The following is a 25,027-nucleotide window of genomic DNA, read 5'->3' as shown; positions in this document are numbered from 1 at the left end:
GATGACGAAGATTGATATCTTTGATACAACCCTTCGTGATGGAGAACAGTCAGCTGGTATTAATTTAAATACTGGAGAAAAACTTGAAATTGCGAAGCAGCTAGAACGTCTAGGTGTCACCATTATTGAAGCAGGATTCCCGGCTTCATCACCTGGCGATTTCGAAGCTGTATCACGTATCGCAACAACAGTGAAAAATTCGACTGTGACTGGATTAGCTCGTGCGATGCAAAAAGATATTGATGTGACATGGGAAGCACTTAAACATGCTGAAAACCCTCATATCCATGTGTTTCTTGCGACGAGTCCAATTCACATGAAATATAAGTTAAATAAAACACCTGAAGAAGTGATTGAAGCGAGTGTTGCTGCTGTAAAGTATGCAAAGCAATTTTTCCCGCTTGTTCAGTGGTCTGCTGAAGATGCCTTCCGTTCGGATAAGGAATTTTTAGTACGCATCATCGATGAAGTAATCAAAGCAGGTGCTACAACGATTAACGTACCAGATACAGTAGGCTACGCAAGTCCTGCTGAGTACGGTGCATTATTCAAATACTTGATTGAAGAAATTCCAAACAGTGACTTAGTGAAATTCTCATCTCATTGTCATGATGATTTAGGAATGGCTGTAGCGAATTCGATCGCAGCAATTGAAAATGGTGCACGTCAAGTAGAATGTACAATCAATGGTATCGGCGAACGTGCAGGGAATGCCTCACTAGAAGAAATCGGTGTCGCCCTACACATTCGTAACGATATTTATCAGACGGAAACAGGTCTTAATCTTTCGGAAATTACACGTACATCTCGCCTTGTTAGCAAATTGACAGGTTCTCCTGTTCAGCCAAACAAAGCTATCGTTGGGAAAAATGCTTTCGCTCATGAGTCAGGCATTCACCAAGACGGTGTACTGAAAAATCCAGAGACGTATGAGATCATTACACCGGAGCTTGTCGGTGAAAATAAAGTGCCACTTGTGCTAGGGAAACACTCAGGTCGTCATGCGTTCAAAGAGCGGGCAATCGAGATGGGCTTTGATTTAGCAGATGATCGTCTACAAAACGCATTTGTTGCATTCAAAGAGTTAGCAGATAAGAAAAAAGAAATTACCGAAGAAGATTTATTGACGTTATTAACGGATGAGACGCTAGAAGTAGCTGATATTCCGAAATACGTTTTACAATCTGTGCAAGTACAATATGGTACGGAAAATATTCCGACTGCAACGGTACGCGCAACGAAACCTTCGGGTGAAGAAGTAACGGTTGCTTCTACTGGCTCAGGTTCTGTTGAAGCCATCTTCAATACACTTGAAAAATTAGTCGAGGAACCGGTGAAAATTTTAGATTATCGCGTATCATCTGTTGGCTCAGGCCGCGATGCATTAGGTGAAGCAGTGATTAATATTGCTTACAAAGATGGTAAATATCGTGGGCGTGACGCTGCACAAGATGTTTTGAAAGCTTCTGCTGAAGCGTATCTTGATGCGATTAATCGTGAAATTATTCAAGCGCAATTACGAGTAAAAGAATTAGCATAACTACTTGAGACTGCCTCAAACGGGGCAGTCTCATCTATTACATACTGTTTAACTTTGAAGGGAGACATTCTTATGGAAAAGAAAATTACGGCTTTACCAGGTGACGGCATCGGTCCAGAGATCGTGTCAAGTGCTGTACAAGTACTACAAGCTATCGCACAAAAATACAATCATACATTCCACATCGCAGTAGGTGCTATTGGTGGTGCGGCAATTGATCAATTCAATGATCCGCTACCTCAAGAAACAATTGATTTATGTGAGGCGAGCGATGCGATTTTATTAGGTGCAGTTGGAGGGCCAAAATGGGACAATAACCCATCAGATTTACGCCCAGAAAAAGGCTTGTTACGCATTCGTAAGCACTTTGATTTATTCTCTAACCTACGTCCGGTTCAAGCGATTCCATCGATGTTACACTCGTCTCCTTTAAAAGAAGAAAACGTGAAGGACGTAGATTTACTAATCGTGCGTGAATTAACAGGAGGTCTCTACTTTGGTGAACGTAACCGCGATGAGGAAAATGCGTACGACACACTCACATATAGCCGTAAAGAAATCGAGCGCATTGTCGACAATGCCTTCCAGTTAGCTCGCCTACGCAACAAACGTTTAACATCGGTAGATAAGGCGAATGTACTCGATACATCTCGCTTATGGCGCCAAATTGTTGAGGAGAAAAAAGCGGATTACCCAGATGTGGAAGTAGAACATAGCTTAGTTGACTCAACAGCAATGAAATTAATTACGAACCCCGCTTCCTATGATGTCATCGTAACGGAAAATATGTTTGGTGATATTTTATCAGATGAAGCCTCTGTTATTACAGGTTCACTAGGGGTGCTACCTTCTGCATCTATGCGTGGCGATAACTTTGGTTTATACGAACCAGTCCATGGCTCAGCACCAGATATTGCAGGTCAAGGCATTGCGAATCCTGCTGCAACGATTTTATCTGCGGCGATGCTTTTGCAATATACGTTTGAATTATCAGATGAAGCAAAAGAAATTGAGCAAGCTGTTGCGCGCGTATTTGAGCAAGGGTTCTTCACAGGCGATATGGCGGCAAAAGGAACAGCCGCATTATCAACAGATGAATGGACAGAAAAAGTTATTGCAGAAATTAATCCATCGTATGTACCTGATACATTAGCAAATCTACTATAAGAAAGGATGACGACATATGGGAAAAAATATTATTGAAAAAGTTTGGGATAATCACATCGTTTATGAGGAGCCTGGTAAACCGGATTTATTATTCATCGACCTACATTTAGTCCATGAAGTAACGAGTCCACAAGCATTTGAAGGCTTACGCTTAAACAATCGCCAAGTGCGTCGTCCAGATTTAACATTTGCAACGATGGATCACAACGTACCAACGCAAAATTTACCAGTCATCAATGACCCGATTGCTAAAAAGCAAATTATGACACTTGCTGATAATTGTAAGGAATTTGGTATAGAGCTAGCAGATATGGGCCACCCAGACCAAGGGATTGTCCATGTTATTGGGCCACAACTGGGCTTAACACAGCCGGGTAAAACAATTGTTTGTGGCGACTCGCATACATCGACACATGGTGCTTTTGGTGCCATTGCTTTTGGAATTGGAACATCTGAAGTAGAACATGTACTCAGCACGCAAACTTTATGGCAAAATAAACCGAAAACGATGGAAGTACGCGTTGAAGGTGAATTAGGCTTTGGTGTTGCGGCAAAAGATATTATTTTAGCCATTATTGCGAAATTCGGTATTGATATGGGTACGGGACATATCGTTGAATTTACTGGTGATGCCATCCATAAGCTATCAATGGAAGAACGTATGACGATTTGTAATATGTCGATTGAAGCGGGTGCAAAAGCGGGACTAATTTCACCAGACCAAATTACCGTTGATTATCTTAAAGGGCGTAAATTCGCGCCACAACAGCAATTTGAAGAAGCTGCGACACATTGGTTATCACTAGCGTCTGATGCAGATGCCACATACGATGAAGTTCGCATTATTCAAGCATCTGAAATCGAGCCAATCGTGACATGGGGCACAAACCCATCTATGGGGGTTGGCGTCTCACAAACGGTGCCAACAGCAGCTGACTTCGCAGAAGAATCAGATAAACAAGCACTTGAAAAAGCATTAACATATATGGATTTAGAAGCAGGCACCCCAATTACGGACATCGCCATTCAACATGTCTTTATCGGTTCGTGTACAAACTCTCGTTTACATGATTTACGTGCAGCTGCAGCAGTTATCCAAGGACAGAAAGTGCATGATGGTGTACGTGCAATCGTTGTACCAGGTTCTTATTCTGTCAAACAGCAAGCAGAAGCAGAAGGGCTAGATCAAGTATTCTTAAATGCAGGCTTTGAATGGCGCGAATCTGGTTGTTCGATGTGCTTAGCGATGAATGAGGACGTGGTACCTGCTGGTGAACGCTGTGCGTCAACATCTAATCGTAACTTTGAAGGTCGTCAAGGTGCGGGCTCACGTACGCATTTAGTATCGCCTCCAATGGCCGCAGCAGCCGCAATCGCTGGTCATTTCGTTGACGTTCGAGAAATTATGAAAGCATCTGTATAGGAGGAGAGCCGAATGAAACCAATCAATCAAGTAAACAGTGTATTAACGCCATTAAATCGTAAAAACGTAGATACCGATCAAATCATTTCAAAAGAATTTTTAAAACGTATTGAGCGCACAGGCTTTGGTCAATATGTTTTTTATCACTGGCGTTTCGATGCACAAGGAAATCCAATTGAAGATTTCGTCTTAAATCAGCCGCAATACAAAGGGTCAAGCATTTTAGTCGCACATGATAACTTTGGCTGTGGCTCTTCTCGTGAACATGCACCATGGGCCATCTTAGACTATGGTTTTAATGTGATTATTGCACCGAGTTATGCGGATATTTTCCATAACAACTGCTTTAAAAATGGTATTTTACCGATTGAATTATCGATTCCAGAAGTGGAAGAGATTTTAGCGACAGCAGAAGCAAATCCAACGGAAGCTATTGTTAATTTAGCGCAGCAAACGGTAACGGTAGGTGACAAAGTGTATCATTTCGACATTGATGGCTATTATAAAGAGACATTATTAAATGGTTGGGATGAAATTTCGTTAACAATTCAATATGATGAGTATATTAAGAAATACGAACAATCTCATAAGGCATTTGTGTAATAACGCATAAAGCAAGCAGGAAACGGATACAACGGTTTCCTGCTTTTTTTGTAGGATTGTAAACAAGAGAAGACGGTTTTTATGTGTATTTTTGCATTGAAATGGAATAGATTCACTACTATATGCATGATATTCCTAAAAAAGGAAAAACACTGTGTTTTACGAAAAAAGAAAACGGCAATAGTAGACTATCTTATGAATAAAAGGAGTGTACAGCATGAACAACTTTGTAGAAGCAATTCAATCGTTACAAGCAGCAAGTATTCAACGAGATAAAACATCAAAAGGGATTCGATATGAGATGGACGGTCACTTAATGATGAAACTACATCGTAATCAATTAAAGCCAATCGAAGCAATGATTAATGAGCGCGGTATTGTTGAAAAACGATTAGTCGATAATGCAGATCGCATTGAGATGCATCAATTCGAGCAAGTCATTTCTTCAAAAGCAGGAGATTTTGCTAAATTATTTTAATATTATTACAATCAAATAAGGGATAAAGGGCTGTCAAATCTAGGGGATGATGAGGTGGCCTTTTTATTATTGTCTTATAACAGATTAATTAAAAAATTATAAAAAATACTGTACAAATAAACTATTCCGATGGTAAAATAGAAAATGTTAAAACATATGGCATCATCTATTAAGAATATTTATTACATTTTTATAAACAATCGATTTTATGGGAGAGATCGAGCGTTATTGATGCCGATATGGAATATTTCTTCTGAATAATCTGTATCATAACAGCTTGACAGAGCTTTTACAAAAGGGGTGTAAGCATTCTGTCAACGGAAGAAATACTGAAATGTCGTATCGTACGTTAAGATAAGGGGTTATCTTAGCCTATACATAGTGTTTAAAAGGGCAGATACGATATGTTCAGCGTTCAAACAAAGGGTTTTACAATAGAACACATAAAAAGGAATCGCTTCGGGCGGTTCTTTTTTTAGTGCGAATAAAGTGCTATACTCAACTTATTGAGGAGTGAGCGGACGTATGGAATTTAATAAACAAACACGCGAGCAATTACTACAACAACAACTCGCGGCTATACATAGTGATACCCATGTGTTAATTAAAAAAATGCAGCAAGAATTGCAAAATCCAAGCGGTGATCAAAGCGAGCCTGTCTTTATTGATGATGTACTAGTAGCAGAGGCAGTGAACTTGTTACAGCAAAGTGTAGCGAATCAAAAAGAAGCGCAATATGAGTTGGGACACTTATATCGTGGTATTGGTATGATGGCGCTTAGTGTGAGTTGCTTTGAGCTTGCGGCAGACAACGGCTATTTAGCGGCAATGTACTGGTTAGGAAACTTTTATTATGAAGGCATTGGTGTTGATGAAAATATTGAAAAAGCCTTTTCGTATTATGAGTATGCGGCGAAGGCTGGGCTTGCAGATGCGATGAATAATTACGCAGATATGTATTTCCGCGGCGAAACAGTGCCGCAAAACGATGAAATCGCATATCATTGGTTTTCAAAAGCGGCAATGCTTGGTGTATCTGAGTCGATGTTTACGCTTGGGTATATGTTTGAAAAAGGTGTCGGCGTTGAATTAGATGAGGAGACTTCTCTTTATTGGTTTGAACAGGCAGCAAATAATGGCGATTTATATGCGGCAAATTATTTAGGGCATAAAGCAATGCAACGTGCGGCATTTGATGAGGCGTTCATCTGGTATTTACAAGCAGCAACAGGGCAAGATGTCGAAGGAGAATACAATGTGGGCTTTTGCTATGAAGAAGGCATTGGGACGATGCAAAATTTACAAAAGGCGAAATATTGGTATCAACGTGCGGCATTACAAGGTGATACACAAGCAAAAGAAAAACTAGCGCGTTTTTAAGAAAATGAAAGCGGGAATAGCAGTTAAAAGGGAGGTGGCGCATATGCGACACCATATCGAACAACTACTTATGCTAGAGCAGCAGCTATCACTCCAGCTTCGAGACGATTTTGAACGGCAAAATATGAATGAAGCTAAAACGGTATTGCAATTGCCGCGTTTTCAGCAAGTGAGTATTGTGCGACAAATTTTGGCAGACTGTGCGCATGTGCATCTTGCATTATATGAGCCGACAGCAAACTCAGAAATGTGCACTAAAATTGATGCATTGCGTCAGGCATTGCATACGCAGCAACTACCACAGCATATGGTAATGATTGATGCGCTTTGCTACTTTGAGCAGTGGTATGAGGCAGAGGATGCAAGGTTGTTAATGGATAAACCAGCCCATTATGAACTGAAATGGGCGATTGCCTATACGATGACCTGGCTCGATGAACCGCAAACATGGGCGAATTTAAAAAAGTATATTGCGCCGATTATCGAGAGATTTGAACAGCAGTATCCAGGCTATGATTTTATGCTACAGGCGGAGCGCGCATTAAGCGATTTAGCGGATATTGACCAGCTTCTTTTAGTAACGGTAGATAGCCAGCAAACAAGATGCTTTTTAGCCGTTACAGCGCCAGAACGGCTGAATCAGCTTGTGAGGCGCGTGTATCAGCATCAGCCATTCATATTGCTAACACTGAATCTACAACAGCAATTACACCGCGCTTATGAGGCACAGCTTATGTATAAATGAAGCAGGAAACGTAAAAAGCGTTTCCTGCTTTTTGTATTCCGAAAAGTAGGCATAACGATAAGAACTATTCTTTTTTGGAATAGTAAGTATTCCAATGATTGACAGCGTTATACTTAGTCATATAGCCAATTATCCATTTTTGAGGGGGAATGTTTGATGAAAGTGGCATTATTTGCGACATGTTTAGTCGATGTATTTCAAACAAATGTAGGGAAAGCAACGGTACAATTACTCGAGTCACTTGGGTGTGAGGTGACCTTTCCAAAAGGGCAGGTTTGCTGTGGGCAGCCAGCATATAATTCTGGATATGTAAAAGATGCTAAGGAACCGATGCGCCATATGATTGATACATTTTTACATGAAGAATGTATTGTGACACCATCTGGCTCATGCGCAACAATGTTTAAGGAATACCCGCATATTTTTGCGGATGATCCTATTTATGCAAAGAAAGCACAGCTTGTAGCTGATAAAACGCATGAATTAACAGAATTTTTAGTCAACGTATTGGGCGTAACCGATGTAGGAGCTAGTTTTCCCCATCGCGTGACGTATCATTCATCTTGTCATATGACGCGTTTACTCGGCGTCAAAGATGAGCCACGTATTTTATTACAGCATGTCAAAGGGCTAGAGCTTGTAGAACTGCCGAATGCGCATAATTGCTGTGGTTTTGGTGGCACATTCTCTGTGAAAATGGGCGACATTTCAGAGCAAATGGTCGATGAAAAAGTAGATTGTGCACTGCAAACCGATGCAGACTATTTAATTGCCTCAGATGGAGGATGCATGATGAATATTAATGGGCGTATGCATCGTCGTGGTGAAAAAATGACAACGATGCATATTGCGGAAGTTTTAACGCAGCATGAGGGGGTGTAGCGAATGGCGATTCAATTTAACCAACATAAATTTAATGATAATGTAGAAGAAAATTTACAAAATGATTTTATGCGAGGTGCTGTTGCATCTGCACAAAATCATTTGTATACAAAGCGCCTAGATGCTGTGGAGGAATTAGGTGACTGGGAAGAGTGGCGAAACCATGCGCAGGAAATTCGCCAGCATGTGCTAGAAAACTTAGATTACTATTTACACGAGCTTGCAAGCAATGTCGAAAAAGCAGGTGGTCATGTACATTTTGCTCGCGATGCAGAAGACGCCAATGCGTATATTCGTGAGGTCGTACGTCAAAAAAACGCCAAAAAAATTGTGAAATCAAAATCAATGGTCACCGAAGAAATTAGCTTAAATGAAGCCTTAGAGGCAGAGGGTTGCCAAGTGCTTGAAACGGATTTAGGAGAGTATATTCTTCAATTAGAAGGCGATAAGCCATCACATATTGTTGCACCGTCATTGCATAAAAATAAAGACCAAATTAAAGAGGTATTCGTTGAAAAGTTGGGCTATGACCCACAAAATACATCCGAAGCGGGCGAACTAGCACGCTATGTGCGCGGTATTTTACGGGATGAATTTTTAACGGCAGATTTAGGGGTGACGGGCTGTAATTTTGCTGTTGCAGATAGCGGCTCGATTTGTTTAGTTACGAATGAAGGCAATGGCGGCCTTGTCACAACGATTCCAAAAACGCATATTGCAGTCATGGGGATGGAGCGTCTTGTGCCGTCGATGGAGGAGCTCGATGTATTAGTAAGTATGCTAACACGTAGTGCAGTTGGGCAAAAATTATCGAGCTATGTCAATATTGTCACAGGGCCAAAGCATCGCGATGAAGTAGATGGTCCTGAGGAATTCCACCTCGTTGTATTGGATAATGGTCGTTCATCGATTTTAGGTGGAGACTTTGAAGAGGTGCTGCAATGTATTCGCTGTGGTGCATGTGTTAATACTTGTCCGGTGTATCGTCATATCGGCGGGCATTCGTACAATTCGATTTATTCAGGGCCGATTGGTGCGGTACTGACACCATTATTAGCAGGCTATGATGATTATAAAGAATTACCTTATGCCTCTAGCCTATGTGGTGCATGTACCGATGTATGTCCGGTGAAAATTCCGTTACATGAATTATTATTAAAGCATCGCCAAGTTATTGTCGAAGAAGAAGGACGTGCGCCAGTAGCGGAAGGTGCGATGATGAAATTATTTGAATTTGGTGCCTCGCGTTCGCCACTATATCGTCTCGGCACAAAAGTTGCGGCAACGGCCATTCGCCCATTTGCAAAAGATGATATGATTTCAAAAGGACCGGGACCATTAAAAGCTTGGACGGATATACGGGACTTTCCAGCGCCTAAAAGGGAAAGTTTACGTGATTGGTTTGATAAACGTGATAAAGGTGGGAAAGCATAATGGAAAAAACACAATTTTTAGCAACACTTGCCTCTCGACTACAGCGTGATGTCAATACGACAAAAAAACCAGCGCGTAAATGGCAACATCGACCACAGGAGCAACATTATACGCCAATGAATAATGCGGAATTACTTGTGGCATTTAAAGAGCAGTGCACACGCATTCATACAGATGTTGTGGAAACAACACGCGAAAATTTATCCGAAGCGGTGGCGCAAGTTGTCAACAAATACGGTGGTCCGTTGTCTGTATGGGATGATCCACGCTTTGCAGAGTATGGCTTAACGTCGTTATTCACTACAATATTGCCAGCGCAAAATACGGCGGTGTATACATGGAGTAATCAAAAAACGCGTGAAGAAAATTTTGCAGAAGCAAATGCTGCGCGTATTGGCCTCGTATTTAGTGAATATGCGTTAGCGGAATCGGGAACGGTTGTGTTGTATTCAGCAGACGGGGCCGGGAAAGCGGTTGGCTTATTACCACATGCATTTGTCGCTATTATTCCACAAAGCTCGTTACTACCTCGTATGACGCAGGCATCACAAGCAATTCAGCAACGTGTAGATCGTGGTGAGCTATTACCACATGCTATCGATTATGTTTCAGGTCCTAGTAATTCAGCGGATATTGAAATGAAACTAGTCGTTGGGGTTCATGGACCAGTAGAAGCGACCTATATTGTGTTAACAGATTGTTAACGTTTTCCATCTTCCCTTCTATTATAATAGAAGGAAGGTGGATTTTTTTTGTATAATTTCGTATAATGAAAGTGGATAAAATGCTCGTAAATTTTGAAAATTCACTACTTATGTAGTAAAAATCAGTCAAACGAGTGTTTTAGAGGCCATAATATTGAAGGAAGGCAGTATGAATGAGTAGACCAATTTTATTTTATGATGGTGACTGTGGATTTTGTTCTTCCGCTGTTCAGTTTATTTTAGACCATGAAACTAGTGAAAGTTTTCTATTTGCACCGCTACAAGGCGAATTAGCGGCACAGGAATTACCGGGAGTGCTCGTAAAGGATTTAAATACAGTCGTTGTCAAACATCAAAATGCCATTTATACAAAGTCACAGGCAATCTTTTTCGTTGCGCGTTATTTGAAAAAGCCATATCATTTTATGCATTTTGGAAAATACATCCCTAAAGCATTCAGTAACCAGCTGTATGATATTGTTGCGAAAAATAGATATTCCTTATCGAAAGTTAGTAAAACATGCAAAATCCCATCAGAAAATGAACGGAAACGCTTCATCCACTAACAAGGTCATAAATAAAACTTATCACAACGCATAAAAATAATTTTATTTACTTATGTGCTGTCGTTCGGTATCATTGGTTTTGGAGAAAAGTAGTACAAAATTTGTAACCTTTTCATTATGAACATATTAGAGGGGGACCATCAATAATGGCAAACTTACACAACAGCCGCGCATCTTTCGAAGTTAATGGTAAAACGTACAACTATTATAACCTTAACGCGATTGAAGAAGCAGGCGTAGCAAAAGTATCTAACTTACCTTACTCAATCAAAGTATTACTTGAATCAGTATTACGTCAATATGACAACTACGTAATCAAAGAAGAGCACGTAGATAACTTAGCAAAATGGGGTACAAAAGAAGCAGACACAACTGGTGAAGTACCATTTAAACCATCTCGCGTAGTATTACAAGATTTCACTGGTGTACCAGTAGTAGTAGATTTAACTTCTCTACGTACAGCAATGAAAGACATGGGTGGTAACCCAGACGAAATCAACCCTGCAATTCCAGTTGATTTAGTAATTGACCACTCTGTACAAGTTGATAAATACGGTAACGCTGCTGCACTTAAAGCAAACATGGACCTTGAATTCGAACGTAACGCTGAACGTTATAACTTCTTAAAATGGGCTCAAACTGCTTACAACAACTTCCGTGCAGTACCACCAGCAACTGGTATCGTTCACCAAGTAAACTTAGAGTATTTAGCTCCAGTAGTACACGTTAACGAAAACGCTGACGGTACATTCGAAACATTCCCTGACTCAGTAGTAGGTACTGACTCTCATACAACAATGATCAATGGTATCGGCGTTCTTGGATGGGGCGTTGGTGGTATCGAAGCTGAAGCTGGTATGTTAGGACAACCTTCTTACTTCCCAGTTCCAGAAGTAATCGGTGTAAAATTATCAGGTAAATTACCTTCAGGCACAACTGCAACTGACTTAGCACTTAAAGTAACTCAAGAATTACGTAAAAAAGGCGTAGTTAACAAATTTGTTGAGTTCTTCGGTCCTGGCGTTGTAGGTCTTCCATTAGCTGACCGTGCTACAATTTCAAACATGGCTCCTGAATACGGTGCTACTTGTGGTTTCTTCGCAATCGATGAAGAATCATTAAACTACATGCGTTTAACAGGTCGTGACGAAGAACACATCGCTGTTGTAGAAGCTTACTTAAAAGCGAACAACATGTTCTTCGATCCAACTTTAGAACCTAACTACACTTCAGTAGTAGAAATCGATTTAAATGCTATCGAACCAAATCTTTCTGGTCCTAAACGTCCACAAGATTTAATTCCATTATCAAACATGAAAAAACGCTACCACGAAGTAGTTGTAGCTCCATCAGGCGTACAAGGTTTCGGCTTAACTGAAGAAGAATTCACTAAATCTTCTACAGCTAAATTCGCTGAAGGCGATGTTGAAATCCCTGCAGGTGCTGTAGCAATCGCTGCAATCACTTCTTGTACAAATACTTCTAACCCATACGTTTTAATCGCTGCTGGTCTTGTAGCTAAAAAAGCGGTTGAAAAAGGCTTAACTGTTCCTAAATGGGTTAAAACTTCATTAGCACCAGGTTCAAAAGTTGTAACTGGTTACCTAAATGATTCTGGTTTAACTGAATACCTAGATCAATTAGGTTTCAACACTGTAGGTTACGGCTGTACTACATGTATCGGTAACTCAGGTCCATTACTTCCAGAAATCGAAGATGCAATCAAATCAAATGATTTATTCGTAACTTCAGTACTTTCTGGTAACCGTAACTTCGAAGGCCGTGTTCACCCACTTGTAAAAGCTAACTACTTAGCTGCTCCTCCATTAGTTGTAGCTTACGCATTAGCTGGTACAGTTGATATCGACCTACGTGAAGATTCATTCGGTAAAGACAAAGATGGCAACGATGTATTCTTCGATGATATCTGGCCTACAACTGATGAAATCAACGCTGTATTAAACCAAGTTGTAACTCGTGACCTATTCCAAAAAGAATATGAAACTGTATTCACTGCTAACGAAGCTTGGAACGCAATCGAAACTTCAACTGACACTTTATATGAGTTCGATACTAAATCAACTTATATCCAAAACCCACCATTCTTCCAAAACTTATCTGCTACTCCAGAAGATATCGAAACACTTTCTGGTTTACGCGTATTAGCTAAGTTTGGTGACTCTATCACAACTGACCACATTTCACCAGCAGGTGCAATTGGTAAAGAAACACCAGCAGGTAAATACCTGATTGAAAACGGTGTTGAAATCCGTAACTTCAACTCTTACGGTTCTCGTCGTGGTAACCACGAAGTTATGATGCGTGGTACATTCGCAAACATCCGTATCCGTAACCAAATCGCTCCAGGTACAGAAGGTGGTTTCACTACTTACTGGCCAACAGGTGATGTTGAGTACATTTACGATGCTGCAATGAAATATGCTGAAACAAACACTGGTTTAGTAGTATTAGCTGGTAAAGACTACGGTATGGGTTCATCTCGTGACTGGGCTGCCAAAGGTACTAACTTACTAGGCGTTAAAACAGTTATCGCTGAATCATACGAACGTATTCACCGTTCTAACTTAGTATTCATGGGTGTTCTTCCATTACAATTCTTAAATGGTGACAACGCTGAATCACTAGGCTTAAAAGGTGACGAAACATTCGCAGTAAACATCGCTGAAGGCGTTAAACCTCGCGATATCTTAACTGTAACAGCTACTAAAGCTGACGGTTCTGAAGTTAAATTCGACGTATTAGCTCGTTTTGACTCAGAAGTGGAAGTAGATTACTACCGTAACGGCGGTATCCTACAAATGGTATTACGTAACAAATTAGCTGAAAACAAATAATTTGAAGCGTATGCTTGTAAGAAGATAAGGTTTGCACCTTATCTTCTTTTTTTATATAATTTTTATAAAAAATAATAACTCGCTAGTCTATATAAAATAAAAAATAGCCTATAAAAACAATTAAGCAGGGTATCAGCTGAAAAACGCGCAAAAGTATTAGCCTATAATGGCAATAGTAAAAACTTTGCGCGCTATAAAGCGAATATTCGTGGTGTAGATTTGAATCGTAATTACAATGTCGCATGGAAGCAAACGTCTACAATACCTAGAGCACGCTCTTACCAGTTTTATAAAGGCCCGAATGCTGTGTCAGAGCCTGAAACAAAAGCCATGGTGAAGTTTGTGAAAGCGCATAATTTTAAAACCTATATTGCCTATCATTCATCAGGGGAAATATTGTACTGGAAATACAAACAAAATACGACGCAATTAGCACAGCATCAACCACTCGTGACGCAGATTCAACAAATGACAGGATATCGCCCAGACAACACTACAGGCGTTGTAAATGGTTCTGGCGCTGGACAGGATTGGTTTGTGGCGACGACCGGAAAACCCGGTATTACGATTGAAATTGCGCCATATGCCGGCAATCAGCCAGTTCCTAACAGTCAGTGGTTAAGTATATGGAAGAAAAATAAATACGTTGGCTTACTTGTTGCCAAAGAAGCCGCAGCGCGTTAATTCAAGTCTTTTCTTTTGCTGGTAACTGCGTCATAATGGGTGCTGAGGTGACCAATTATGTTTACAAGTACAAAGGAAATCGAAATTCGCTATGCAGAAACAGACCAAATGGGTGTCGTTTATCATGCCAATTACGTCGTGTGGCTTGAATTAGGACGTTCACAACTCATTACGGATCTTGGATATTCTTTTATTGAAGTAGAAGAAAAAGGCTATGTATCACCAGTTATGAACGTTAATATTAACTATAAAGCATCCCTTCGCTATGGGGAGCCGGCTTTTGTTAAAACATGGGTAAAATCACAAGATAAATTGCGAACAGTCTACGCTTACGAAGTACTACATGAAGATGGTACCGTAGCTGCGACAGCGACAACAGAGCATATTATTGTGAAAAAAGAAAACTTCCGTCCTGTATCATTTAAAAAAATAAATGAAGAATGGTACAATAAATATATTGAAATTGCGGAACAACAAGCTTAAATGCTTACATAATAAAAAAGGGGCCGGGACAAAACACGTCATGTTCTTTTTTAGCGTTCACAACAAAAAACCGGAATCACGCGGTAGCGCGGTTCCGGTTTTTCTTATACTTATAGAAGTGGTTATTTTTACACGTATATCAAAGTCTCTTTTTACGTAGAGAAGATGCTATGGGTTTACATAGTCATACGTTAACTCTTCTAATTCAGTGTTTACATCAACATGTAAATCGTGGTCATTAAAAAACCATAAATCATCGTTTTCGATAAAGAAATGAATACCATCTACATCATTTGTGACAGCTTCTTCAATCGGGTCATCAAATGTGACACCGATTGAATAGCCTTCATGAAATGGATTCGATCCGCCGTAACGGGCAAAAAACTTAATTGAGCTTGAAGGCTCTGCATCCATTTCTTCTTTGAACCAATTTAATGCAGCGTTTGAAATAACAATTTTCATGATGTAAAACACTCCCTTGTTATAGCCAAGTGACTTTTGGTTCGGTGCCAGCTTTAATGCGTTGAATATTTGAACGATGACGATAAATAACAAAACCAGCTAATAACGTAATGATTAATAATAATAGCCAATCGTCTGTCATGAAAAAATGTACAACGGCATAAACAAAGGCAACAACGCCACCAAACATCGAAGCAAGGCTAACCATTTTGAACACTTTTAAGCATACCAAGAAAGCAAGGACAATTAAAAGGAAAACGGGCCAGTGATAGCCTAAAAGAACGCCAGCTGATGTAGCAACCGCTTTACCTCCGCGGAATTTTGCGAAAATCGGGAATACATGTCCAACAACAGCTACAAGGCCGGCAACTAGCGGTGGTACACCACTACCAGCAAAAACACTTAATGTAGGTAATAGCGTAGCTGCTGTTCCTTTTAAAATATCGATGACCATCGTAATAGAGCCAGCTGGTTTTCCGAGTACACGAAATGTATTCGTGGCGCCTAAGTTACCGCTGCCGTGTTCGCGGATGTCTGTTTTAAAAAATGCACGGCCAATCCATAAGCCCGTTGGAATAGAACCCAATAAATAAGCTAAGATAAGGACAAGAAATAAGTTCATGCAAAGAGCTCCTTTTAAATTTTAGTAGTAGGTGCTAATAATATATGCTAATTATTTTAGCATATATGATAAACAGGTTACAATTGAACATTTGTCTTTCATATTCTATTCTTATTTTGCTTTCAATTCAACGTTTGTAGTACAATAATGCGTGAGTCAATTCGTGACGTGAGCAGTTGACAGTGATATAATGAGTGTTAAACTAAGGAAATACGAACGGGTGTTTGCTCTAGGGGGAATTTTTTTGACAACAAAACAAACAATGACATCTTATAATGAAGATGCGATTCAAGTATTAGAAGGATTAGAAGCGGTTCGAAAACGACCAGGGATGTATATTGGTTCTACGGATGGACGTGGTCTACATCACCTTGTTTACGAAATTGTCGATAACGCAGTCGATGAAGCATTAGCAGGATATGGTAATCATATCATCGTAAAAATTCATGAAGATCAATCGATTACGGTCATTGACCATGGACGTGGCTTACCTACAGGGATGCACAAAACTGGCAAACCAACACCAGAAGTTATTTTTACGGTGCTACATGCCGGCGGTAAATTTGGTCAAGGTGGCTATAAAACAAGTGGTGGTTTACATGGTGTAGGTTCATCTGTTGTAAATGCCTTATCAAGTTTATTGGAATTAGAAATTCATCGTAACGGTGAAAAATATTATATGCGCTTTGAAAATGGCGGGAAGCCAGCTACAACATTAGAACATATCGGTTCAACAAAAGATTCTGGGACAATGGTGCATTTCAAACCAGACCCAGAAATTTTCTCTGTTACAAAATTCAATTTCGACATTTTAGCAGAGCGTTTGCGTGAGTCTGCCTTTTTACTAAAAGGTTTAAAAATTGAACTAATTGAAGAAGCAACAGAAAAACATGAAGTATATCACTATGATAATGGGATCGAAGCTTTCGTATCTTATTTAAATGAAGATAAAGACGTATTACACCCCGTTCACTATATTGAAGGAACTCAAGATGAAATTGAGGTCGAGTTTGCATTCCAATTTAACGATGGCTATTCAGAAACGATTCTGTCATTTGTCAACAACGTTCGTACACGCGATGGCGGTACACATGAGACCGGTGCAAAAACAGCGATGACACGCGTCTTTAATGACTATGCTCGCAAAATTGGTTTGTTAAAAGAAAAAGATAAAAACTTAGATGGTTCAGATATTCGAGAAGGCTTAGCAGCGATTATTTCGGTGCGAATTCCTGAAAATCTTTTACAATTTGAAGGCCAAACAAAAGGTAAATTAGGTACAAGTGAAGCACGCGGTGCAGTTGATGGTGTGATTCAACAAAAACTCATGTACATTTTAGAAGAAAACGCAGATCTATCTGCATCACTTGTTCGTAAAGCAATTCGTGCACAACAAGTGCGTGAAGCGGCGCGTAAGGCACGTGAGGATGCGCGTAACGGCAAGAAAAACAAAAAACAAGCAAATATCCTATCAGGTAAATTAACGCCTGCACAATCAAAAAATGCATCGAAAAATGAATTGTATTTAGTCGAAGGGGATTCTGCGGGTGGTTCTGCGAAACAGGGGCGTGACCGTACATTCCAAGCGATTTTGCCATTACGTGGGAAAGTTGTGAATACTGAAAAAGCAAAAATGCAAGACATTTTAAAAAATGAAGAGATTGCGACGATTATTCATGCAATTGGAGCAGGGATTGGTACGGACTTTAAAGTAGAGGATTCTGCTTACGATAAAGTAATCATTATGACCGATGCTGATACAGATGGTGCGCATATTCAGGTGCTATTATTAACATTCTTCTTCCGTTATATGCGCCCGCTTATTGAAGCAGGAAAAGTGTATATTGCACTGCCACCTTTGTATAAAATATCTAAAGGTAGTGGCCGTAAAGAAGTTATTGAATATGCTTGGACAGATGAGGATTTAGATGGTGCCATTGCAAAAGTTGGGAAAGGCTACATTCTACAACGCTATAAAGGGTTAGGTGAGATGAACGCTGACCAATTATGGGATACAACAATGAATCCTGAAACACGTACATTAATTCGTGTAACAATTAATGATTTAGAGCGCGCTGAACGCGGTGTTTCGACATTGATGGGTGATAAAGTAGAGCCCCGTCGTAAATGGATTGAATCCAATGTTGACTTCAGTATGGAAGAAGACAGTAATATTTTAGAAAATGAGTTTATTGCAGAGGGAGAGGTTTAGTAATGGCTGAGAGCTATCAAAATCTTCCTTTAGAAGATGTCATTGGAGACCGTTTTGGTCGTTATAGTAAATATATTATTCAGGACCGTGCACTACCAGATGCACGCGATGGATTAAAACCCGTACAACGTCGTATTTTATATGCGATGTTCAATGAAGGGAATTTAGCGGATAAACCATTCCGTAAATCGGCGAAAACAGTCGGTAACGTAATTGGTAACTACCACCCACATGGTGATACAAGTGTGTACGAGGCAATGGTTCGTATGAGTCAAGACTGGAAATCAAGCATGCCACTAATTGAAATGCACGGTAATAACGGTTCACTTGATGGTGACCCACCTGCCGCGATGCGTTATACAGAGGCGCGTTTATCGAAAATTTCAATTGAGTTATTACGTGATTTACAAAAAGAAACGGTTGATTTCATTCCAAACTTTGATGACCAGGATTTAGAGCCCACTGTATTACCTGCGCGCTTCCCAAATTTATTAGTGAATGGTGCAACCGGGATTTCTGCGGGTTATGCAACGGATATTCCACCACATGCACTTCATGAAGTCATTGACGCTGCATTATTATATTTGAAAAAACCAACTGTGACAGTTGATGAATTAATGAAGGTATTACCGGGTCCAGATTTCCCAACAGGTGGTATTATTCAAGGTGCAGAGGGCATTAAAAAGGCATATGAAACAGGACGCGGTAAAATTATCGTACGTGCGAAAACAGACATTGAACAATTAAAAGGGTCAAAAGAGCAAATTGTCATTACAGAAATTCCATTTGACGTGAACAAAGCGCATCTTGTGAAAAAAATGGATGACTTACGTTTAGATAAACGTCTAGATAATATTTCGGAAGTGCGTGATGAATCAGATCGCCAAGGTCTTCGTATCGTTATTGAAATGAAAAAAGATGCACCAGCAGCACCGATTTTACCATTCTTATTTAAAAATACGGATTTACAAGTAACCTATAACTTTAATATGATTGCGATTCATAACCGTCGACCAACAATGATGACATTGCCATTAATGTTAGAAGCGTATGTAAATCACCAAAAAGATGTTATTACACGTCGCGCGCAATTTGACTTAAAAAAAGCCAAAGCACGTCTACATATTGTAGAAGGGCTAATGAAAGCTTTATCTATTTTGGATAAAGTCATTAAAGCAATCCGCGCATCAAAAGATAAAAAAGATGCCAAACATAATTTAATAGAACAATTTGCGTTTTCTGAGACACAAGCGGAAGCAATCGTGTCATTACAACTGTATCGTTTAACCAATACTGATATTACAGAGCTTGAAGAAGAGCATCTACAATTAACAAAACGAGTTAGCGAACTTGAAGAAATTTTAGGTGATAATAAAAAATTAATTGCCGTATTACGCAAAGAATTGACAGCGATTAAAAAAGATTTTAAAACAACACGTCATTCCGTTATCGAAGCAGAAGTGCAAGAAATTAAAGTCGATATGGATGTTTTAATTCCAAATGAAGAAGTAGTCGTATCTGTAACAGAAGATGGCTATATTAAACGTACGAGTCCACGCTCATATAAATCATCTAACGGAAAAGAATTAGCGATGAAAGAATCGGATCACGTATGTTATCAAGCTTTCATTAATACGCAGCAGCATGTCATGCTCTTTACGAATAAAGGTCGTTATATTTTACAACTCGTTCACGATCTTCCAGACATTCGTTGGAAAGATCTTGGACAACACATTTCAAGTATTGTACCGCTTGATGCAGACGAGCAGCTGATTTCGGTTGAAGGTGTAACGGATTTCAAGGCAAAACGCTCCGTTGTGACAGTTACAAGAAATGGTCAAATTAAACGAACAGCACTAGAAGAATATTTAATTACACGTTTTAATAAAACGTATAAAGCAATGAATGTGAAAAAAGGCGATGAGTTAATTTTTGCACAAATTGTTGATGATAGCGCGAAAGATGTTATTTTAGTAACCCATGACGGCTACGAACTTCGCTTCCCAATGGAAGATGTAGCACCAACAAGCACGCGAACAGCAGGTATTAAAGCAGCAAACTTAAAAGATGAAGATTATATTGCATCGGTTGTTATTGTCGATGCAGATGATCAGGGCGATGTATTTATCGTGACACATCGCGGGGCAGTTAAACGTATGCGTATTGCTGATTTTGAATTAACAGGTCGTGCAAAACGCGGTTTAACGATTTTACGAGACTTAAAATCAAAACCACATCGTATTGTTGATGTGCGTCGTGTAGAAAAAGATGATTTAGTCGTAATTGAAACGGAAAAAGGTCAGCCGGAAACGTTAGCGGTATCGAAATATCGTCATGCAGAGCGTTATTCAAATGGTCAATTTGTAATTGATTGCGATGCTGATGGAGAAATCACGCATATCGCATTAATCAAACAACAATAAATACACAAAAAAAGCCGGAAACAATTGTTTCCGGCTTTTTTACGTGGAAAATTAACGACGACGTTTTCTTTTTTGTTTTTCTTCAATTGGCTGCGCGTAACGATCTGGATCAATCCCTTTAACGAAATAGAGAGATTGCTCGACGATACGTGGTGCATCGTAGTCAACTAACGCATAGTGATAGCTATCTTGTAACATAATTAAATGTTTTTCTTTTGAAGAAGCGGTTGCGATTAAGTGATCAACCGTTTGAGGTGGAAGCACATGGTCATCTGTTGAATGCATAACAAGGAGCGGTGCTTGAATACGATTTGATTGCGCGGCTACATCTTTTGTAAATATAATCATTTCACGAGCTAATGCAACAGGGTATTTATCATAGCGATAAACGGTTGCGCGTGGATTTTTGATGTCAGCTGTCCCGATAGGACCGTATGTGTCGCTTGATTGAATGACCGCCTCAACGTTATCAAGCATTTTGGCAGGTAATTGATAGGCTGCATTTAATAGCAGTAAGCCATCTACATGATATTGTTGTGCAAGATGCTGCGCGATTGTACCACCAAAATCGAACCCGCAAATAACTTGGTGCTCTGTGCGTTCTTGTAGCCATTCTAAAGCGGCCGTTGCGCTATGGACAAGCTGTTCAATCGTCGTATTGTATAAATCCTCGGGTGTTGTACCATGCCCCGCTAAAATAGGCATTTTTACCGTGTAACCGCGTTTGGCAAAAGCCTCTGCCCACGGTTGTACAGATTGTGTTGTACACGCAAAGCCGTGCAATACTAAAATTCCTACATGATTACCTACCTGTTCGAATGATTCTGAATGTTGTGCTAATGATGTCATAGTTATCACTCCTTATTCGATTACTCTTATCATACCGTTTTTTTAGAAATGAGTAAAATTTTGTTATTTGACAATATGAAAAAATAGTTCATGAATAGTAGAAATAAATAGGGGAATATAAAAATCGTACACAAGAAACAGATTTTTTTCTTGAAGCACAATAGTGCAATGAATTTTTTTTGATTATTTATATTGAAAAAAGAAAATTTTTTTCGTATAATAACGTTAATGAAAATGCTTACATTTTTAAAAATTACAATTCCAAAGGAGATGAAGTAATTGGACGCTTATTTATTACTCATTACATTATTAGCCATCGTCATCGTCATTGTCGGCGTTTCAGTCTTCAAATGGCACGCGTTCATTAGTTTAGTTGTTGCTAGTTTATTCTTGGCGATTTTCTCAGGCATGTCCTTTGATAAAATTGTTACCGCTTACGAAACAGGTGTTGGCGGTACATTAGGTCACTTGATTGGTATTATCGCGTTAGGTACGATTTTAGGTAAGATGCTTGCCGAATCAGGTGCCGGACTGCGAATCGCAAATTTCTTTATTAAAGTATTCGGAGAAAAACGTTTGCCATGGGCAATGTTTTTATCAGGTTTTATTATCGGAATTCCCGTATTCTTTGAAGTCGGAATTTTAATCCTTCTTCCACTAATTATTTCCATTGCGAAAGCTTCTAAGAAAAACTTGTTACTAATTGGTTTACCTGCAATCGCTGGTTTATCAATCGTTCATGGTTTAGTTCCTCCACACCCAGGGGCTGTCGCTGCTATTGGTATTTATGGTGCTGATATGGGCAAAGTATTATTGTACTCATTAATTATCGCCATTCCAGCAGGTATTTTAGGCGGTCCATTATTCGCCAAATTCATTAGCAAACGTGTGAAACCAGAAGGCGAACCAAAAACAATCATTATAGAAGATAAAGATGACTCACAAATGCCATCAACTGGTATGTCATTCTTCATCATCTTATTACCCGTTATTTTAATGGTATTTGGTACAATGGCTGGTTATTTAACAAAATTAATTGGCGCGGGTAAAGGCACAGAACATGTATTTGCTTTTATTGGTAGTCCGTTAATCGCCTTATTAATTTCAGTATTTGCTGCGTATTATTTCTTAGGACATCGTTTAGGTATTACGAAGAAACAAATGAAAGAATTTACAGAAGACTGTATTATGCCAGTCGGCTCTATCGCACTTATCATTGGTGCTGGTGGCGGTTTTAAACAAATTTTAATCGACTCTGGTGTTGGTGCGACAATCGGTAACCTTGCACAAAACTTTGAGTTATCACCACTTGTATTAGCTTTCGTTATTGCAGGGCTTATCCGTATTGCGACAGGTTCAGCAACAGTTGCTTTAACAACAGCAGCAGGAATCGTAGCGCCAATTATTGAGCATATGACGGGTGTCAACAAAGAATTACTTGTTATCGTAACAGGTGCAGGTTCATTAATGTTCTCACATGTTAATGATGCCGGCTTCTGGATGGTAAAAGAATACTTAGGTCTAACAATTAAAGAAACATTTAAAACGTGGACAGCGCTTGAAACTATATTATCATTCTCAGCGTTTATTCTTGCACTTATCGTTAACGCATTTATTTAATAAAAAAGGCCGGAACAATTAAGTATTGTTCCGACCTTTTTTTCAACCTCTCCAGTAAAACGCTTACATTCTTTTTTTAAATACGGGTATTTAAAATAGCGTGACGTACCTTTTTCATTGCATCTGTCGACGTATCCTTACGCAGCACCATAATATTGACGTACAGCGCATCGATTAAGCTGAGCTGTGCAATACGGCTAGAAAGTGCTTCAGAGCGGTATTCCGTCTCCTCGGAGCTTGTGAAAAGGGATACTTCGGCAATTTGTGCCAAGTTTGATTTTGGGAAGCCTGTAATCGCCACGATTTTAGCGCCCGATTCATGTACGACGCGTGCAATATTCAGTGTGTCACGATTTTTCCCAGAGTGGGAAACAATAACCGCTACATCGGTAGGTTTCATTTGACTAGCCGCCATCAGTTGGAAATGCGAATCAATAAATGAATAACATTTTACACCTGTACGTACAAATTTATGGTAAGCATCCATCGCAATGATCATCGAGCCACCTGTACCGAAGAAATAAACTTCAGAAGCGGTATGTAACAGGTCTACTGCTGACTCTAGTGATTGTGCTTCTAAAATATTTTCGGTATTTTCAAGCGTTTGAATATTCGATTTGAAAATTTTTGATGTAATTGTTTCTTCCGAATCGCCCTCTTGAATTTCTTCATGAATTTGCTTTAAAGGGGCGATGGCTTCTTGGGCTAAGGCAATTTTCATTGCTTGATAGCCTTTAAAGCCAAGGCGTTTACAGAAGCGGAAAACTGTCGCATCTGCCACATGAAGCTGCTCTGCAACGCCATTGATTGTATTTTGGATAATATGATCTGGGTTTTCTAACACGAAGTCAGCAATCTTTTTCTCTTTATCGCTTAAGCGAGGATACATGGATTGAATTTTGCGTAATGTGTTTTGCGTCATACGAAAACTCCTTTATATGAAAGTAAATTTATTATAGCATAATCAACTTTAGAAAAAATATTTCTTATTAATAGTTTTAAAATGAAAAAAAATTCGGTATAATAAAAGAAAATAACGAGAAAAAAAGGAGAATGCCTTATGAATATTGGTTTAGTTGGCCTTGGAAAAATGGGCTTCAATTTAGCAGAAAACTTAATGGATCACAAACACACGGTAACAGCTTTTGATGTGAATCAAGAATCAGGCGAAAAATTTACAGCAGTAGGTGGCACATATAAAGCATCTTTAGAAGATATGGTTGACGCATTAGAAACACCACGCATCGTTTGGTTAATGGTACCAGCAGGTGATATTACGGTACAAACAATCGAAACATTAAAAGGTTTATTATCAGAAGGCGATATTTTAATTGATGGTGGGAACTCACACTACAAAGAAGCAATTGCATTTGCGGATGATTTAAAACAACAAGGCATTCACTTCATGGATGTTGGTACATCAGGTGGTACATCAGGCGCGCGTAATGGTGCTTGTATGATGATTGGTGGCAATGCAGAGGCATTTGCTACAATCGAACCTTTCATCGCTGACATTTGCGTAGAAGGCGGTTACCTATACACAGGTGAAGCGGGTTCTGGCCACTTTTTAAAAATGATTCATAATGGGATTGAATATGGGATGATGGCAGCAATCGCAGAAGGCTTTGAAGTACTTGAAAAATCAAATTATGATTATGATTACGAAAAAGTAGCGCATGTCTTCAATAACGGTTCTGTTATCCGTTCATGGTTAATGGAATTAACAGAAAATGCATTCTCAAAAGACCCTAAACTAGAAACAATTAAAGGAGTTATGCATTCTTCAGGTGAAGGTAAATGGACAGTTGAGACAGCTCTAGAGCTAGGGACAGCCGTTCCGGTTACAGCATTATCATTAATGATGCGCTACCGTTCACAAGAAGATGATACATTTA

General features: G+C 39.5%; 21 protein-coding genes and 1 pseudogene. 18 read left to right on the top strand and 4 right to left on the bottom strand.

Annotated elements, in window-relative coordinates:
* Nucleotide 1 precedes the first annotated feature (1 nt).
* The 14 genes and pseudogenes from KTHG_RS05940 to KTHG_RS05875 all read left to right on the top strand — a co-directional run bounded on the left by KTHG_RS05940 (nt 2) and on the right by KTHG_RS05875 (nt 14,944).
* On the top strand, nt 2-1,540 hold the full coding sequence (locus KTHG_RS05940) for a 2-isopropylmalate synthase (RefSeq protein ID WP_126990125.1): 1,539 nt from the start codon (nt 2-4) through the stop codon (nt 1,538-1,540).
* Between the two features lie 72 nt (nt 1,541-1,612).
* A complete protein-coding gene (gene leuB, locus KTHG_RS05935) occupies nt 1,613-2,707 on the top strand; it encodes a 3-isopropylmalate dehydrogenase (protein WP_126990124.1) in 1,095 nt (364 codons plus the stop codon).
* Nucleotides 2,708-2,723: 16 nt separating this feature from the next.
* Nucleotides 2,724-4,130: a 3-isopropylmalate dehydratase large subunit gene (leuC, locus tag KTHG_RS05930; protein ID WP_139992175.1), complete on the top strand. Its 1,407-nt coding sequence runs from the start codon at nt 2,724-2,726 to the stop codon at nt 4,128-4,130.
* 12 nt (nt 4,131-4,142) lie between these two features.
* Nucleotides 4,143-4,733: a 3-isopropylmalate dehydratase small subunit gene (leuD, locus tag KTHG_RS05925; RefSeq protein ID WP_126990122.1), complete on the top strand. Its 591-nt coding sequence runs from the start codon at nt 4,143-4,145 to the stop codon at nt 4,731-4,733.
* A 217-nt stretch (nt 4,734-4,950) separates the two neighbouring features.
* The gene (locus tag KTHG_RS05920; protein WP_139992173.1) at nt 4,951-5,211 is read left to right on the top strand and encodes a hypothetical protein; all 261 of its coding nucleotides are present in this window, start codon (nt 4,951-4,953) and stop codon (nt 5,209-5,211) included.
* Between the two features lie 525 nt (nt 5,212-5,736).
* Complete coding sequence (locus tag KTHG_RS05915) at nt 5,737-6,591, top strand: tetratricopeptide repeat protein (protein WP_139992172.1); 855 nt, start codon at nt 5,737-5,739, stop codon at nt 6,589-6,591.
* A 43-nt stretch (nt 6,592-6,634) separates the two neighbouring features.
* Complete coding sequence (locus tag KTHG_RS05910) at nt 6,635-7,336, top strand: hypothetical protein (RefSeq protein ID WP_139992170.1); 702 nt, start codon at nt 6,635-6,637, stop codon at nt 7,334-7,336.
* 156 nt (nt 7,337-7,492) lie between these two features.
* The gene (locus tag KTHG_RS05905) at nt 7,493-8,218 is read left to right on the top strand and encodes a (Fe-S)-binding protein (protein ID WP_126990118.1); all 726 of its coding nucleotides are present in this window, start codon (nt 7,493-7,495) and stop codon (nt 8,216-8,218) included.
* A gap of 3 nt (nt 8,219-8,221) precedes the next feature.
* Nucleotides 8,222-9,652: a LutB/LldF family L-lactate oxidation iron-sulfur protein gene (locus KTHG_RS05900; RefSeq protein WP_139992168.1), complete on the top strand. Its 1,431-nt coding sequence runs from the start codon at nt 8,222-8,224 to the stop codon at nt 9,650-9,652.
* Entirely contained in the window at nt 9,652-10,356 is a 705-nt protein-coding gene (locus KTHG_RS05895; RefSeq protein ID WP_139992166.1) for a LutC/YkgG family protein, read from the top strand. Before KTHG_RS05900 ends, KTHG_RS05895 begins: the two co-directional genes overlap by 1 nt.
* Before the next feature lie 173 nt (nt 10,357-10,529).
* Nucleotides 10,530-10,922 carry a thiol-disulfide oxidoreductase DCC family protein gene (locus tag KTHG_RS05890; protein ID WP_139992164.1) on the top strand — a complete coding sequence of 131 codons (393 nt, stop codon included), beginning with the start codon at nt 10,530-10,532 and terminating at the stop codon, nt 10,920-10,922.
* A 146-nt stretch (nt 10,923-11,068) separates the two neighbouring features.
* A complete protein-coding gene (acnA, locus tag KTHG_RS05885) occupies nt 11,069-13,777 on the top strand; it encodes an aconitate hydratase AcnA (protein ID WP_139992162.1) in 2,709 nt (902 codons plus the stop codon).
* A 201-nt stretch (nt 13,778-13,978) separates the two neighbouring features.
* Nucleotides 13,979-14,461 (top strand): annotated as a pseudogene (locus KTHG_RS05880) (M14 family zinc carboxypeptidase); the annotation flags it as partial.
* Between the two features lie 57 nt (nt 14,462-14,518).
* Nucleotides 14,519-14,944, top strand: coding sequence for an acyl-CoA thioesterase (locus KTHG_RS05875; protein ID WP_139992158.1), 426 nt, complete (start codon nt 14,519-14,521; stop codon nt 14,942-14,944).
* 168 nt (nt 14,945-15,112) lie between these two features.
* Here KTHG_RS05875 and KTHG_RS05870 read toward each other — a convergent pair whose 3' ends face one another.
* Nucleotides 15,113-15,406: a HesB/YadR/YfhF family protein gene (locus KTHG_RS05870; protein ID WP_139992156.1), complete on the bottom strand. Its 294-nt coding sequence runs from the start codon at nt 15,404-15,406 to the stop codon at nt 15,113-15,115.
* 19 nt (nt 15,407-15,425) lie between these two features.
* The gene (gene plsY / locus KTHG_RS05865; protein ID WP_126990109.1) at nt 15,426-16,028 is read right to left on the bottom strand and encodes a glycerol-3-phosphate 1-O-acyltransferase PlsY; all 603 of its coding nucleotides are present in this window, start codon (nt 16,026-16,028) and stop codon (nt 15,426-15,428) included.
* A 262-nt stretch (nt 16,029-16,290) separates the two neighbouring features.
* On the opposite strand from plsY, the gene parE reads away from it, so the two are divergent.
* Both parE and parC read left to right on the top strand, forming a co-directional pair.
* Nucleotides 16,291-18,240: a DNA topoisomerase IV subunit B gene (gene parE / locus KTHG_RS05860; RefSeq protein WP_222424337.1), complete on the top strand. Its 1,950-nt coding sequence runs from the start codon at nt 16,291-16,293 to the stop codon at nt 18,238-18,240.
* A gap of 2 nt (nt 18,241-18,242) precedes the next feature.
* Entirely contained in the window at nt 18,243-20,663 is a 2,421-nt protein-coding gene (parC, locus tag KTHG_RS05855; protein ID WP_139992153.1) for a DNA topoisomerase IV subunit A, read from the top strand.
* Nucleotides 20,664-20,714: 51 nt separating this feature from the next.
* On the opposite strand, the gene KTHG_RS05850 is transcribed toward parC, so the two are convergent.
* Nucleotides 20,715-21,512 (bottom strand): alpha/beta hydrolase, encoded by a 798-nt coding sequence (locus tag KTHG_RS05850; RefSeq protein ID WP_139992151.1) that lies wholly within the window; start codon nt 21,510-21,512, stop codon nt 20,715-20,717.
* Nucleotides 21,513-21,791: 279 nt separating this feature from the next.
* Here KTHG_RS05850 and KTHG_RS05845 point away from each other — a divergent pair, with 279 nt between their 5' ends.
* Nucleotides 21,792-23,132, top strand: a complete 1,341-nt coding sequence (locus KTHG_RS05845) for a GntT/GntP/DsdX family permease (RefSeq protein ID WP_139992149.1) — start codon at nt 21,792-21,794, stop codon at nt 23,130-23,132.
* 76 nt (nt 23,133-23,208) lie between these two features.
* On the opposite strand, the gene KTHG_RS05840 is transcribed toward KTHG_RS05845, so the two are convergent.
* Nucleotides 23,209-24,054, bottom strand: a complete 846-nt coding sequence (locus tag KTHG_RS05840; protein WP_126990104.1) for a MurR/RpiR family transcriptional regulator — start codon at nt 24,052-24,054, stop codon at nt 23,209-23,211.
* Nucleotides 24,055-24,192: 138 nt separating this feature from the next.
* Here KTHG_RS05840 and gnd point away from each other — a divergent pair.
* Nucleotides 24,193-25,027: phosphogluconate dehydrogenase (NAD(+)-dependent, decarboxylating) (gnd, locus tag KTHG_RS05835; protein WP_139992740.1), on the top strand; the 835-nt coding region annotated here is incomplete at its 3' end.

It is taken from the genome of Kurthia sp. Dielmo (genome assembly GCF_000307285.2).
Classification (GTDB): Bacteria; Bacillota; Bacilli; order Bacillales_A; family Planococcaceae; genus Kurthia; species Kurthia populi.
This window is presented reverse-complemented; position numbering and strand designations above follow the sequence as displayed.